The 13,391-nt window shown below is 37.0% G+C and carries 10 protein-coding genes; 5 read left to right on the top strand and 5 right to left on the bottom strand.

All coding sequences use genetic code 11. The annotated features are described in order from the left end of the window. Positions 1–39: 39 nt before the first annotated feature. The 3 genes from EKM01_RS04110 to EKM01_RS04100 form a co-directional block, all read right to left on the bottom strand. Complete coding sequence (locus EKM01_RS04110) at positions 40–1,503, bottom strand: sodium:alanine symporter family protein (protein WP_126766982.1); 1,464 nt, start codon at positions 1,501–1,503, stop codon at positions 40–42. Between the two features lie 283 nt (positions 1,504–1,786). Then, the gene (locus EKM01_RS04105; RefSeq protein ID WP_126454386.1) at positions 1,787–2,962 is read right to left on the bottom strand and encodes a GlmU family protein; all 1,176 of its coding nucleotides are present in this window, start codon (positions 2,960–2,962) and stop codon (positions 1,787–1,789) included. Between the two features lie 161 nt (positions 2,963–3,123). Next, the gene (locus tag EKM01_RS04100; RefSeq protein ID WP_126454388.1) at positions 3,124–3,375 is read right to left on the bottom strand and encodes a type B 50S ribosomal protein L31; all 252 of its coding nucleotides are present in this window, start codon (positions 3,373–3,375) and stop codon (positions 3,124–3,126) included. Between the two features lie 243 nt (positions 3,376–3,618). On the opposite strand from EKM01_RS04100, the gene EKM01_RS04095 reads away from it, so the two are divergent. From EKM01_RS04095 to EKM01_RS04075, 5 genes are all read left to right on the top strand, one after another. After that, entirely contained in the window at positions 3,619–4,149 is a 531-nt protein-coding gene (locus tag EKM01_RS04095) for a DUF4199 domain-containing protein (RefSeq protein WP_126463204.1), read from the top strand. Positions 4,150–4,154: 5 nt separating this feature from the next. Further along, positions 4,155–5,108: a glycosyltransferase family 2 protein gene (locus tag EKM01_RS04090; protein ID WP_126463202.1), complete on the top strand. Its 954-nt coding sequence runs from the start codon at positions 4,155–4,157 to the stop codon at positions 5,106–5,108. Between the two features lie 610 nt (positions 5,109–5,718). After that, positions 5,719–7,446, top strand: a complete 1,728-nt coding sequence (locus EKM01_RS04085; RefSeq protein ID WP_126563306.1) for a phospho-sugar mutase — start codon at positions 5,719–5,721, stop codon at positions 7,444–7,446. Beyond that, a complete protein-coding gene (locus EKM01_RS04080) occupies positions 7,446–9,275 on the top strand; it encodes an ABC transporter ATP-binding protein (RefSeq protein WP_126568636.1) in 1,830 nt (609 codons plus the stop codon). Before EKM01_RS04085 ends, EKM01_RS04080 begins: the two co-directional genes overlap by 1 nt. Positions 9,276–9,361: 86 nt before the next feature. Next, positions 9,362–10,063 carry a hypothetical protein gene (locus tag EKM01_RS04075; RefSeq protein ID WP_126555863.1) on the top strand — a complete coding sequence of 234 codons (702 nt, stop codon included), beginning with the start codon at positions 9,362–9,364 and terminating at the stop codon, positions 10,061–10,063. Positions 10,064–10,074: 11 nt separating this feature from the next. On the opposite strand, the gene EKM01_RS04070 is transcribed toward EKM01_RS04075, so the two are convergent. Beyond that, a complete protein-coding gene (locus EKM01_RS04070; protein WP_126463194.1) occupies positions 10,075–10,797 on the bottom strand; it encodes a hypothetical protein in 723 nt (240 codons plus the stop codon). A gap of 122 nt (positions 10,798–10,919) precedes the next feature. Further along, the gene (locus tag EKM01_RS04065; protein ID WP_233589290.1) at positions 10,920–13,388 is read right to left on the bottom strand and encodes a carboxypeptidase-like regulatory domain-containing protein; all 2,469 of its coding nucleotides are present in this window, start codon (positions 13,386–13,388) and stop codon (positions 10,920–10,922) included. Between the last annotated feature and the right edge of the window lie 3 nt (positions 13,389–13,391).

Here is a 13,391-nt window from a genome sequence, read left to right as displayed (position 1 = left end):
AATTCTTTTGACTTTACGACTTTTAAACTTTCGACTTACTTACGCTTCTTTATTTGTATTGATCTCGTCCCATAATGGCGCATTCATAACACCAATATTTTGTGGATTAAACACTGGATTCTTACCCTCTTTCTTTTGTTTTTCGTAATCTTTTAATGCTGCGAGAGCTGGTTTTTGCAACAGCAGGATTGCAATAATATTACACCAAGCCATAATCCCCACACCAATATCACCAATATTCCAAATCAACTTAGCTTCATTGACACAGCCATACATAACCACTAGTATCATCACCACTTTTAACACGCGATTGAACATGTGCGAATTTATCTTTCTGGTCAAGTACGAAATATTAGTTTCAGCAATATAGTAATATGCCAAAATAGTGGTGAAAGCAAAGAAAAATAACGCAATAGCCACAAAGAAAGAGCCAAAGCCAGGAAAAACACTATCCATAGCGCTCTGTGTATAGCCTGTCCCAGCAGTAACATTTTGCGCTCCCTCGTACAAAAATTCAGTGGCCCCATTTGTACCTAAGACCGGATTTTCTACATTATATCTACCGGTAATCAGCAACATAAAACCGGTTGCACTACAAATCAATAATGTATCTATATAAACTGAAAAAGATTGCACTAAGCCTTGTTTTACCGGATGCGACACATTTGCAGCAGCGGCAATATGCGGTGCAGTACCCTGTCCCGCTTCATTAGAATAAAGTCCTCTCTTTACACCCCACTGAATTGCCAATCCAATAACGGCTCCAAATCCGGCTTCCTGATTAAAAGCACTTGTAAAAACCAAAGAAATAACGCCCGGTAGCTCGCTAAAGTTCATCCCTATTATCACAACTACAAGCAAAATATAACCAATGGCCATGATAGGAACCACGATCTCAGTCACTTTTGCAATTCTTTTTACCCCACCAAAAATAATCGCTCCAAACACAAGAGCAACAACAACGGCGGTAATTCTAGTATCAAGATTGAAGGCATTCTCTAAACCTTCAGCAACCGAATTGGACTGAATACCGGGCAGCAAGATTCCTGCAGAAATAATAGAAACTATAGCAAACAAGATGGCAAACCACTTAACACCCAAGCCTCTTTCGATATAAAAAGCAGGACCTCCTCGAAACTGTCCCAAATGTTTTTCTTTGTAAATTTGCGCAAGAGTCGCCTCTACAAATGCGGTACTCGCACCCAAAAAAGCAACCATCCACATCCAAAATAAAGCACCCGGACCACCAAAGGTTATTGCTGTAGCCACTCCGGCAATATTTCCCGTACCAACCCTGCCGGCCAAAGACATGGATAACGCTTGAAAAGACGAAACACCAGATTCTGAACTTTTGCCATCAAACAGCAAACGAAACATTTCCTTAATGTGCCGCAGTTGAAGAAAACGAGTCCGAATAGAGAAATAAAGCCCCGTTCCTAAACATAAAATTATTAAAGGCGTACTCCAAACTATTTCATTTATCATTCCAACAATCTCTTCCATATATTCCATTTATATTAATAATCCGACCAATTAATTTGTATAAAACTATAACATTAAGCCAAAGAAAACTAACTAAGAGCCCTCTAAAACCCAAACAAACTCTTAATCCACTTAAAACCAACGGCTGAAACAGCGTCTTATTTGTATTCAAAAAAAGATGTATCCATTCTCTTTTTCTTGTTTTTATAAAGAATCCATTTTTATTCCATTAAAAAAAATGCTCCATTCAATTGAATGGAGCATTTTTTTGTTTTAAATAATTCTGACAGCTTAGCGAAAGTAATTATTCCTTCCTCCACTTTTTAGTTTCTTCAAAAACATGTTCAAGAATAGCCGCTTCTCTTTCATCAAAAGCTACGTTTCGGCGACTCATTACCAGTCGAGCTGTTTCAAATGCTTTCTTGGTAATATAGGTCGTAAAACCGGAAGCCCCACCCCAAGAAAAACTCGGTACAAAATTGCGTGGAAAGCCGCTGCCAAAAATATTAGCACTTACGCCTACTACCGTTCCGGTATTAAACATCGTATTAATTCCGCATTTACTATGATCTCCCATCATCAATCCACAAAACTGAAGTCCGGTTTTAGCAAAACCTTCGGTTTCGTAACTCCATAATTTTACTTCTTCATAATTATTTTTTAAGTTTGAATTGTTACTATCCGCGCCAATATTACACCATTCGCCAAGAACAGAATTCCCTAAAAAACCATCATGTCCTTTATTCGAATACCCAAACAATACCGAATTATTAACTTCGCCTCCAATTCTGGAATGCGGACCTACGGTTGTTGCTCCGTAGACTTTGGCAGCCATTTTTACGGTTGCGTTTTCGCACAAGGCAAAAGGACCTCTGATGACAGAACCTTCCATAATTTCAGAATCCTTACCTATATATATTGGACCTGTTGAAGCATTTAAAGTAACAAACTCTAACTTTGCGCCTTCCTCGATAAATATATTTTCGGGAGCGATGACGTTGACACTTTTTGGGATGGGCTGTGACCTGCGGTCTTCGGTTAAGATTTCGAAATCTTCCCGAATGGCGGCATCATTTTTCGAAAAAATATCCCATGTATTTTGAACCGTCAAACAATCGTCCTGAAATTCTATAATTTCATAGGAATCAAAATCTACTTCTTCTTGTTCTTCAGTGGTGTAAAAAGCAATCACTTCATCTGCTCTAAAAATGGCCTGATTGGGTTCCAGATTACTAATCATTTCTACCAAAATAGCATTGGGCAGAAAAGAAGCATTGATCATCACATTTTCTTCTAGTTCCACCATAGGGAATTTTTCAGACAAATAGTCCTCCGTCAAAGTAGTTGTGGTAGAGCCTAAATGCATTTCCCATTTTTGACGAATGGTCATAATCCCAATAAGAATATCCGCAACAGGACGTGTAAACGTAAAAGGCAGTAAGGCGTTTCGAGCGGGACCGTCAAAAAGTATGTAATTCATATATTTTTTTTTAAAATGTATCCGTACGGACAAGTCGTGACTTGTCCGTACTTTTAAGCAGTGCCAAAGTTACAAAGTTTTCAAATAGATAAAAATAAAAAAAGCCTTCCATCTCGAAGTATCGGGAGGAAGGCTTTACTATAATTAAAAACAAGCTTTTATTATTTAGCGTGTTTAGCATATTTCGTTTTAAATTTATCAATACGTCCTGCAGTATCGATAAGTTTAGATTTACCGGTGTAAAAAGGGTGAGAAGTTCTGGAGATCTCCATTTTTACAACTGGATATTCAACTCCGTCAACTGTTAACGTTTCTCTTGTATCTGCAGTAGATTTAGTGATAAAAACATCTTCATTTGACATGTCTTTAAAAGCAACTAATCTGTAATTTTCTGGGTGTACACCTTTTTTCATCTTGTTATTCTTTTTTATTTGTTTGGCTATAAGTCATTTTGAAGCTTTTCTTCTGACAGAAAAGGTATAAATGTATTATAACTTTTTGTTTTTACACTATTATTTTGAGTCTGCAAATTTACAATTTTTTTCCAATAAACAAATCTTTGTCTCACTTTTTTTATATAATCGTAAAAAGTGATTTTTAGTCCCGAATATATTGGGAATTGCTATATTTGTAGATTAATTCTAAAACAACACATAATGATCAACGAAATAATTAAAAAAAACGGTGTAACCTACGGTGTAATTGCAGGAGTACTATTATCATTGATAACTGCTGTTATGTACGCTATAGATATCAAATTATTCATCGCATGGTGGACTACCCTTTTAAGCTTCTCTGTTTTTATAATCGTTCCTATCATAATGCTGTCAAAAACAAAAAAGGAATTAAATGGCATTCTTTCTTTTAAAGAGGCCTTTACTACCTATTTTATATCAGCAGTGGTTGCCGTTCTTATTTCTGTTGTTTTTAAAATCATTTTATTTAATTTTATTGATCCTTCCGTAAAGGAGACTCTTTTAGACTTAACCATAAAATATTTAATTAGTACGTCTGAACAGTTTGGGGTTCCGGCATCCTCATTGAATGAAACCGTTTCAAAATTAAGAGAAACAGATCCGTATTCGATCGTTGAACAATTAAAAGGATCTGTTTTCGTACTCTTTTTTTGTGCCATATTAGGATTAATCATGGCAGCATTCTTTAAAAGTAACACTACACAAGAATAAAAGTAATGAATTTATCTATACTCATACCGCTTCTTAATGAAGAGGAATCCCTTAATGAACTCTACCGCTGGATTATCAAAGTGATGCAATCTCATAATTATTCTTATGAAATCCTTTTTCTGGATGATGGAAGCACGGATAATTCCTGGACACTTATAGAAGGATTTGCCCAAGAGAACCCTCATGTAAAGGGAGTTCGTTTCATGAAAAATTTTGGAAAATCACAAGCGTTGCATGCTGGTTTTGCAAAAGCGCAGGGTGATGTTATAATTACTATGGACGCCGATTTACAAGATAGCCCGGAGGAAATTCCAGGTTTGTACGATATGATCACCAATGGCAAATATGATTTGGTTTCCGGATGGAAAAAGAAACGCTACGACTCCGTAGTGGCAAAAAACCTTCCGTCTAAATTATTCAATTGGGCTGCCAGAAAAACCTCTGGTGTAGCATTGAATGATTTCAATTGTGGATTGAAAGCTTATAAAAATGTTGTAGTAAAAAATATCGAAGTTTCGGGTGAAATGCACCGCTACATTCCGGTTTTGGCAAAAAATGCCGGTTTTGGAAAAATTGGTGAAAAAGTGGTACAGCATCAAGCTAGAAAATACGGACAAACAAAATTTGGAATGGAACGTTTCATCAATGGTTTCCTGGATTTAATTACCATTTGGTTTCTTTCTCGTTTTGGAAAAAGACCGATGCATTTATTTGGCGCCATGGGATCGTTGATGTTTATCATTGGGTTTATGCTTGCCGGATATATTGGTGTTTCCAAATTATACCACATGTACAATGACATGCGCTATAGCCTGGTAACGAATAATCCTTGGTTTTATATTGCGCTAACGACAATGGTTTTGGGAACACAATTGTTTTTAGCTGGCTTTCTGGGCGAAATTATTTTGCGAACAAAAAACAATGAGGAACGCTATAAAATTTCGAAAGAACTGAATTAACGAGATCAATCTTTTTGTATAATTATTTTTTTTAAGGTCCCAAATTGTGACCTCAAACATTTAGAAGCTATAGAATTAAAAATTATACACAAAAAAATAGTGGAGATAAGAGAATTCAACGTGATGCTTGATTTTGGTTTAGCCTTGTTAAACAATGTTGAAACACGCATTTTATAGCAAGTCGTACGAAGAAACCGCTCTCGATTCCCCAAAAATTTCATGTTTATGCTGACCGCAACTGAGACAAACTAATGGGTATCACAAGCTGTGATACCCTAAAAAAGCAATATTAGTGTTGCTTTGCCTTTTGCTTTACAGAACAAGGGATCGCAATGCTCTTGATTGTCTAAAAAAAGCAATAGAAAATCAATTTGCTTTCGCCTGTTCGTCTTTCAGACTCGAGTCTGGATATTTACAACGCATTAAATTATTTGGTAAATAAAGGTAATACGGCTCAAAAGGATTCTGAACGAAATAGAATTGGGTACAAAAAATAATTTTTGAAAAAACGAGTACTAGCCCTGATAGCAATGGAAATCCTTTTTTGAGGTTTTTACCGAAAAAAAGATTGAAATGAATAGCAGGAAAAAGCTCCGAAAAATTTATAAAAATGGAAATTAAACGACACATTTTAGACGCCGTAAATGAATGGCTTACGCCAACATTTGATGCTGCGACTCAGGAAGCAATTACTGAATTGATGACTACATCACCAAAAGAGCTGGAGGAAAGTTTTTATAAAAACCTGGAATTTGGAACCGGCGGAATGCGCGGTGTCATGGGCGTAGGAAACAATCGGATCAATAAATATACGCTTGGGAAAAGCACGCAAGGTCTTTCTGATTATATGCACACTGTCTTTCCAAACCAGCCTTTGAAAGCGGTTATTGCTTATGATTGCCGTCACAATAGCGATACGTTGGCTAAGTTAGTTGCGAATGTTTTTAGTGCCAATGGGATTGAAGTGTACTTGTTCTCGGAGATGAGACCTACACCAGAATTGTCCTTTGCGGTGAAACATTTGGGGTGCCAGTGTGGCATTGTGCTTACGGCATCACACAATCCGCCGGAATATAACGGATACAAAGTGTACTGGCAAGATGGTGGACAAATTGTGCCACCGGAAGATGAAGGAATTATTACTGTCATTGAAAATTTAAATTACAATCAGATCAAGTTTACTGCCAATGAAGATTTGATTCATTATATAGATACAGAAATTGATACGGCTTTTATCCAATCGACGATCGAAAATGCTAGTTTTGGAACTTCGGCTGTAGCCAAAGAAAAGCTGAATATTGTATTTACTTCCTTGCACGGAACCTCTATAAAACTAGTTCCTGATACTTTGGCGCAAGCGGGGTATCCAAATGTGAATATCGTGGAAGAACAACGAGTACCCAATGGTGATTTCCCTACTGTGAAATCGCCAAATCCGGAGGAACCGGAAGCCTTGACCATGGCGTTAGCACTTGCCGATAAAGTAAATGCGGATATTGTTATTGGGACGGATCCTGATTGTGATCGTTTGGGAGTTGCTGTTAGAGACAATGAAGGCAAAATGACGTTGCTAAACGGCAATCAAACTATGATTTTGATGACTGCATTTTTATTGGAACAATGGAAAAAAGCAGGTAAAATTAACGGCAAACAATTTGTGGGCTCTACGATCGTTTCCACACCTATGATGATGGAATTAGCGACAAACTACGATGTAGAATGCAAAGTGGGTTTGACTGGTTTTAAATGGATTGCCAAAATGATTAAAGACTTTCCTGAATTGGAATTCATAGGTGGTGGTGAAGAAAGTTTTGGCTATATGGTGGGCGATGCGGTACGGGATAAAGATGCTGTTGCAGCAACGTTATTGATTTGCGAACTTGCAGCTCAGGCTAAAGCCAAAGGAAGTACGGTGTACAAAGAATTATTAACACTCTATGTTGATAACGGATTTTATAAAGAACACTTGGTCTCGTTGACTAAAAAAGGAATGGATGGTTTACAGGAAATCAATCAGATGATGGTTGACATGAGGGAGAACCCACTGAAAGAGATCAACGGACAACGCGTGATTATGCTGGAAGATTACCAATCATCAATCGCTAAAAACCTTTTGGACGGATCCGAGTCTACAATGACCATTCCAAAATCGAACGTGTTGATTTATTACACGGAAGACGGGTCTAAAATTTGTGCCAGACCAAGCGGTACGGAACCAAAAATAAAATTCTACATCAGTGTAAATGCTGAACTATATTCAGTAGAAGATTTTCAGGAAGTAGAAACCGTATTGAACGAGAAAATTAAAAATATTATTATTGCAATGCAATTGAACTAATGGACAAAAATTTAATCAAATTAATTCCCTTTACAAAACCATACAAAACACATATTATCTGGAATGTGGTGTACAATATTTTGTATGCTTTATTTAGTACCATTTCAATGTTGACGCTGCTTCCAGTACTTCAGGTGCTTTTTGGCAAAGTCAAAACAGTAGAAAAAGAGCCAATATATACCGGAATAGGGAATATAAAAGACTACGGGACTGATCTTTTGTATTTTAAAATAACCGAATTAACAAAAGACAATAGCGCTCAGTTTGCGCTTTTATTAGTCGTTTCATTAGTCATTGTCACTTTTTTATTCAAAAATTTATTCAATTACCTCGCTTCGCATCACATCATGCACCTTAAAAATGGTGTATTACGCGATTTACGAAAATCAATGTATGATAAAATAGTTGAATTGCCCATATCCTATTATTCCGAAAAAAGAAAAGGAGACATTATGGCGCGAATGCTGGGCGATGTCAATGAGGTTCAAAACTCTTTTTTCTCAATACTGGAACTTATCGTAAAAGAACCTTTGACTATAGTCTTTGCAATAGTCACCATGTTTTTCATAAGCGTTGAACTAACGTTTTTCGTTTTGATCTTTATTCCGATTTCGGGATTTATCATTTCAAAAATCGCTAAAAACTTGAGAGCACAATCTTTACAGGCACAAAAAGAAAGTGGTTTTCTGATTTCAATAGTTGATGAAAGCCTAGGTGGTTTAAAAGTGATTAAAAGCTATAATGCCGAACCTAATTTTAAAAACCGATTCAACGATTCGGTAACCCGATTATTGAATTTATCCAATAGTATAGGCGACAAAAATAATTTGGCAACGCCATTGAGCGAATTTTTAGGAATTACGACTATTGCTGCCTTGCTATGGTATGGTGGAAACTTAGTCTTAATTGACAAAACCCTTGAAGGTGCCGCTTTTATTGTTTTTCTTACGCTGGCCTTCAACATTCTTACTCCTGCCAAAGCCATTTCGAAAGCATCGTATGCCGTGAAAAATGGTTTAGCCGCTGCAGAACGAGTTTTTGAAGTTTTAGAAGTCGAAAACGAAATCACTTCAAAAGAAAATGCAATCGAAAAAAACACTTTCGATTCCAATATCACAATCAAAAACATTAACTTTAAATACGAAAAAGAGAATGTGTTGAAAGACTTTACTCTTGAAGTAAAAAAGGGTCAAACGGTGGCTCTTGTTGGGCAATCTGGGAGCGGAAAAAGTACCATTGCCAATTTGCTCACCCGTTTTTATGACACCAGTGAAGGCGAAATCACCATTGATGGAGTTAACATAAAAGATTTTAGTTTAAAATCGCTTCGGGGCTTGATGGGCTTGGTTACGCAGGACAGCATCTTGTTTAATGATACGATCAAAGCCAATGTTGCCCTGGGAAAATTAGACGCAACCGATGAGGAAATTATCGAAGCGTTGAAAATTGCCAATGCCTATGAATTTGTAAAAGATTTACCGTTAGGGATTCACACGAACATTGGCGACAGCGGAAACAAACTTTCCGGAGGTCAAAAACAACGTTTATCGATTGCCAGAGCCGTTTTGAAAAATCCACCAATTATGATTCTGGATGAGGCCACATCAGCATTGGATACCGAAAGCGAAAAATTCGTTCAAGTCGCTTTGGAGAACATGATGCAAAACCGAACTTCGATTGTGATTGCGCACCGACTATCAACCATTCAAAAAGCGGATAAAATTGTGGTGATGCAAAAAGGAAAAATAGTAGAACAAGGAACACATGACGAATTAATTACTCTTGATGGAACCTATCATAAATTAGTGACGATGCAGTCATTCGAATAACACTTGCGTCTTATGATACGCTGATGAAATGAATTTGCGACAGTAAAAACATGATTTTGACAGATTTTTAAATCTTTAAATTAAAAATGTACATTAATAATCCAAACATAAATCTTCCCGAGGACCCCAATACTGTTGTTTGGAAATACCTCGATTTGTCTAAGTTTCTGGACTTGTTGTTGTCACAAAAGCTATTTATGTCCCGATCCGATAAATTTGAAGATCAATACGAAGGCACTTTTAGCGAGCCTACTTTTGAGGAAATAAAAAAACTTTCTATTGACAATCCTGACTTTTTAAACTACTATAAAACACATCGGGAAAAAGTAGCGATTAGCAGCTGGCACATCAACGAATATGAATCATTTGCTATGTGGCAAATTTTCACGCAAAACAGTGAAGGTTTAGCCATTCAATCTACGATTGGGCGTTTACAGCAAGCACTTGGTCCGGAAACAAATTTTAATCAATACATTGGGGAAGTAAATTATATTGATTACAAAAAAGAACACATCCCGTTTGATGATCTATTTTTTCCTTTTTTGTTCAAGCGAAAAAGTTTTCAATATGAAGGTGAAGTGCGCATCATCACGGACATTGGAGAAAGCGATATAAAAATTAATGATGGTTTAAAAATCAATGTAGACATCAATCAGTTAATTGAAAAAATATACATCCATCCCAAATCCGAAAACTGGTATAAAAACCTGGTCATTCAGTTAGTGAAACAACTGGGATTTAATTTTACCATTGAAAAATCAGACTTGGAAAGTGATATTTTGATCTAAAATCAGTGCTTCTAAACGGGCTCATACCCAATTATTTTCCACTCTTTATTGGACAAATCGATATAGTAATAATTCACGACATCTTTTTTATCAAATTCACCATTTTTATTAGTGTCTTCAACGGTCCTAAAATACAAACGATTTTTGGAACCGATCAATTTCCAATCGATCAATTCCTGAAAATCGGGTGACATCTTTGTGAACTTCTTGCCGCTAATTTCACTTAAATACAAGGCCTTAATATCGCTTGTATCTAGTTTTCCATCTTTATTAGTATCCACATCGACCATCGTATAGACCATAATCTGGTTATTGGTTTTGTCAGCAACGGACTTCAAATACGTCGCTGTTTGAATCAAAACAGGTTTGTCTGTCAATTTCCTGATGGAATCCGAATCTACTTTTTGAAATTTTAAATTTTGCAAAAAACCGGTGATTTCAAATTCACCATAATTAGAAATCGTAAAACTTAAATCATTTACACTCGAAGATCCATATCGCGCTTTAGTTCCTCTTTCACGGATACTTAAATCGGCCACAGGATGAATCAAATAATCCGTCCCTTCCATTTGCAATGGTAAGTCAGCAATTTGTATTTGAGTAGAATCCACTCGGGCAATTACCTTTGCTTTGCTCGTTCCATCGTAAGTTACTTTAGGTTTTTCAACCTCTTCTTTACAACTGGTCAAAAGCAGAACGGCTATTCCTATAAGAGTGATCTGTATTTTTTTCATGATGCTGTGCTTTAAAATTCAAATATAATCATTTTTAAAAAATGACAATCGTATTCCGTTGTCGATTTATCTAATTAAAATAGAGCCCTACTTTTATCTAAAATACGACATATCGCATACTACTATAATTTAGCACTCAATTTCACATTAAAAACTCTGGTAGTCATATAATTAGGAATTGCATACTGATTTTTAGAATATACATCGCGAACCCAAGTATTCGTAATGGCATTTTGATTGTCAAAAAGATTAAAAATTTCCAATCCTACCGCCAACTCTTTAAAATCTTTAAACCAACCCGTATTCTTTTTTACTGTTGTGTTATCTATAAAAACTTTAGAAAAACCTACATCCACACGGCGGTAATCATTCAATCGGTTTTGGTATGCATAAGGATCTGCATAAGACGGCGAACCTCCCGGCAGTCCCGTATTATACACTAAATTCAAATACAATTTAATACTTGGAATATTGGGCATATAATCCTGAAACAACAGACCAAATTTTAATCTCTGGTCTGTTGGTCTTGCGATAAAACCCTGGTTATTGCTATTTTCCTCTGTTTTCAAATACCCAAAACTAAACCATGATTCGGTTCCGGGAACAAATTCCCCGTTTAACCGAATGTCTACTCCTTGCGCGTACGCTGTAGCATTATTATTAGCGGCATACCTAATGCGCACATTGTCAATCGTATAGGTATTTACATGCGACAGTGATTTGTAATACAACTCAGATATTAGTTTGAAAGGGCGATTCCACATCGTGAAACTAAAATCATTCCCAATCACAAAATGAATGGATTGTTGCGCCTTGGTATTGGGCTGCACCAGTGCATCTGCATTTCTCAGTTCCCTGTAAAACGGAGGTTGATGGTATAAACCTCCGGAAAGTCTAAAGATCATATCGAGCTGCCAATCCGGCTTTATGGCAAATTGTGCTCTGGGACTAATCGTTATTTGGGATTTACCAATTATAGTAGCACCTGATACTTCCCATTGATGCATCCGGACTCCGGCATTATACCAAACTTCACTCCTGCCAATAGTACTTTTCAAACTCCATTGGCCATAGCCTGAAAATCTATTGATCGAATTAAAATTAGTCGCACGAATGTCTTGGTAGGGCACTAACGGTCCTGTGTAAGGCGAGTAGGGCTGGTCGTTTTTAGGCAAATCAATAACAGGTGGATTCAACGAGAAACCGGCTGAATCGATTACCTCCCACTCTATAATTCGATCCCGGATGGATTCTCGTGTATACTTTATTCCCCATTCAAATTGGCTTTCTTTCCAATCCTGAAATCCTTTTATTTCCGTATTAACAATCAGTGCATCTAAGTCATTTCTGGCATGATTGAGCTGGGAGCCAATTCCTCTTGTAAAAGCGACTTCGCCATAGGTTTCAGAACCAATACTGGAATCCACTTCGCCTAAGCGATATTGGGCAAAAATATCAAAATATTCTTGTTCTAAAGTATGAAAAACAGAACCAATAAATTTCAACGTAAAATTATCCGAAACGTTAAAGGTTGTTTTCACCGCGCCAAAATACGTGTCGTACTGATCCTTTTCCTGTCCTTCATAGAAAACAGAAAGACGCATTGGATTATCTATAGTTCCGAAATTAGTTTGTCTGGTTAATGGTTGATACTGGTATTTGTTTTGGGAAATATTACCTAAAAAACTCCATTGCCATTTCGCCGAAGCATTATAATTTATATTGGCTTGAATGTCTGCAAAGGAAGGCGTGAAATTTGTTTGTGTTTCCTGGCTATTCACCAGAAGACTGTTGTTGCGATAGCGGACTCCCGTAACCGCAGACCATTTTTTATCCTTGGAAACCACATCTACAGAAAGGCTTCCGCCAAGAAGACTCGCTTCAAGGCTTGCGCCAAATTTAATCGGTTTTCGATACGTAATATCTAAAACCGAGGATAATTTATCTCCAAACTTCGCTTGAAAACCACCCGCTGAAAAATCAACATTTTGCACTAAATCCGTATTAGTAAAGCTCAACCCTTCTTGTTGCCCCGACCGAATTAGAAACGGACGATAGACTTCAATTTCATTCACATAAACTAAATTCTCATCGTAATTACCACCGCGTACGGCGTATTGCGTACTCAATTCGTTATTTGAGTTTACTCCCGGCAATGTTTTCAAAATATTCTCGACACCCGCGTTAGCCCCAGGAATTTTTCGGATCATTTCTGGCTCAATTGTAGTAATTCCCTGGATCTGTTTTCTGTTATTTGTTGTTACAATAACTTCTCCCATTTGCTCCTTCCGATTCGTCATTACAGGGTTGAACTCTCTTTCCTCCTTTGGTTCCAATACAAAAGTCACCGTTATTTTTTTTAGCGAAACATGTGTAAAAACAAGCGTAATTTGTTTATTCGCAGGAACTTTTAGCGCATAAAATCCATTTTGATTGGAGCTTGTTCCACTACCGGAATACGAAACATTTACGCTTGCCACAGGCTGGTTGTTTTCATCCAAAATCACCCCTTTGATCCTAGCCGTTTGGGCTACTGCAGTAAGGCTCAGAAGAAAAAAAAAGAATACAGGTAATAATCGATTCGTGCTCAAATG

The sequence above is a fragment of the Flavobacterium sp. RSP46 genome (assembly GCF_003984825.1).
Taxonomy (GTDB): domain Bacteria; phylum Bacteroidota; class Bacteroidia; order Flavobacteriales; family Flavobacteriaceae; genus Flavobacterium.
Note: the sequence above shows the minus strand (reverse complement) of the source record. Positions and strands in the feature narration are given on the sequence as shown.

Bases quoted from the DNA above. Each gene is read 5' to 3' on its own strand.
- EKM01_RS04075 (WP_126555863.1), top strand. From the start codon at position 9,362: ATGTACATTAATAATCCAAACATAAATCTTCCCGAGGACCCCAATACT.
- EKM01_RS04090 (WP_126463202.1), top strand. From the start codon at position 4,155: ATGAATTTATCTATACTCATACCGCTTCTTAATGAAGAGGAATCCCTT.
- EKM01_RS04070 (WP_126463194.1), bottom strand. From the start codon at position 10,797: ATGAAAAAAATACAGATCACTCTTATAGGAATAGCCGTTCTGCTTTTG.
- EKM01_RS04080 (WP_126568636.1), top strand. From the start codon at position 7,446: ATGGACAAAAATTTAATCAAATTAATTCCCTTTACAAAACCATACAAA.
- EKM01_RS04100 (WP_126454388.1), bottom strand. From the start codon at position 3,375: ATGAAAAAAGGTGTACACCCAGAAAATTACAGATTAGTTGCTTTTAAA.
- EKM01_RS04110 (WP_126766982.1), bottom strand. From the start codon at position 1,503: ATGGAAGAGATTGTTGGAATGATAAATGAAATAGTTTGGAGTACGCCT.
- EKM01_RS04105 (WP_126454386.1), bottom strand. From the start codon at position 2,962: ATGAATTACATACTTTTTGACGGTCCCGCTCGAAACGCCTTACTGCCT.
- EKM01_RS04085 (WP_126563306.1), top strand. From the start codon at position 5,719: ATGGAAATTAAACGACACATTTTAGACGCCGTAAATGAATGGCTTACG.
- EKM01_RS04095 (WP_126463204.1), top strand. From the start codon at position 3,619: ATGATCAACGAAATAATTAAAAAAAACGGTGTAACCTACGGTGTAATT.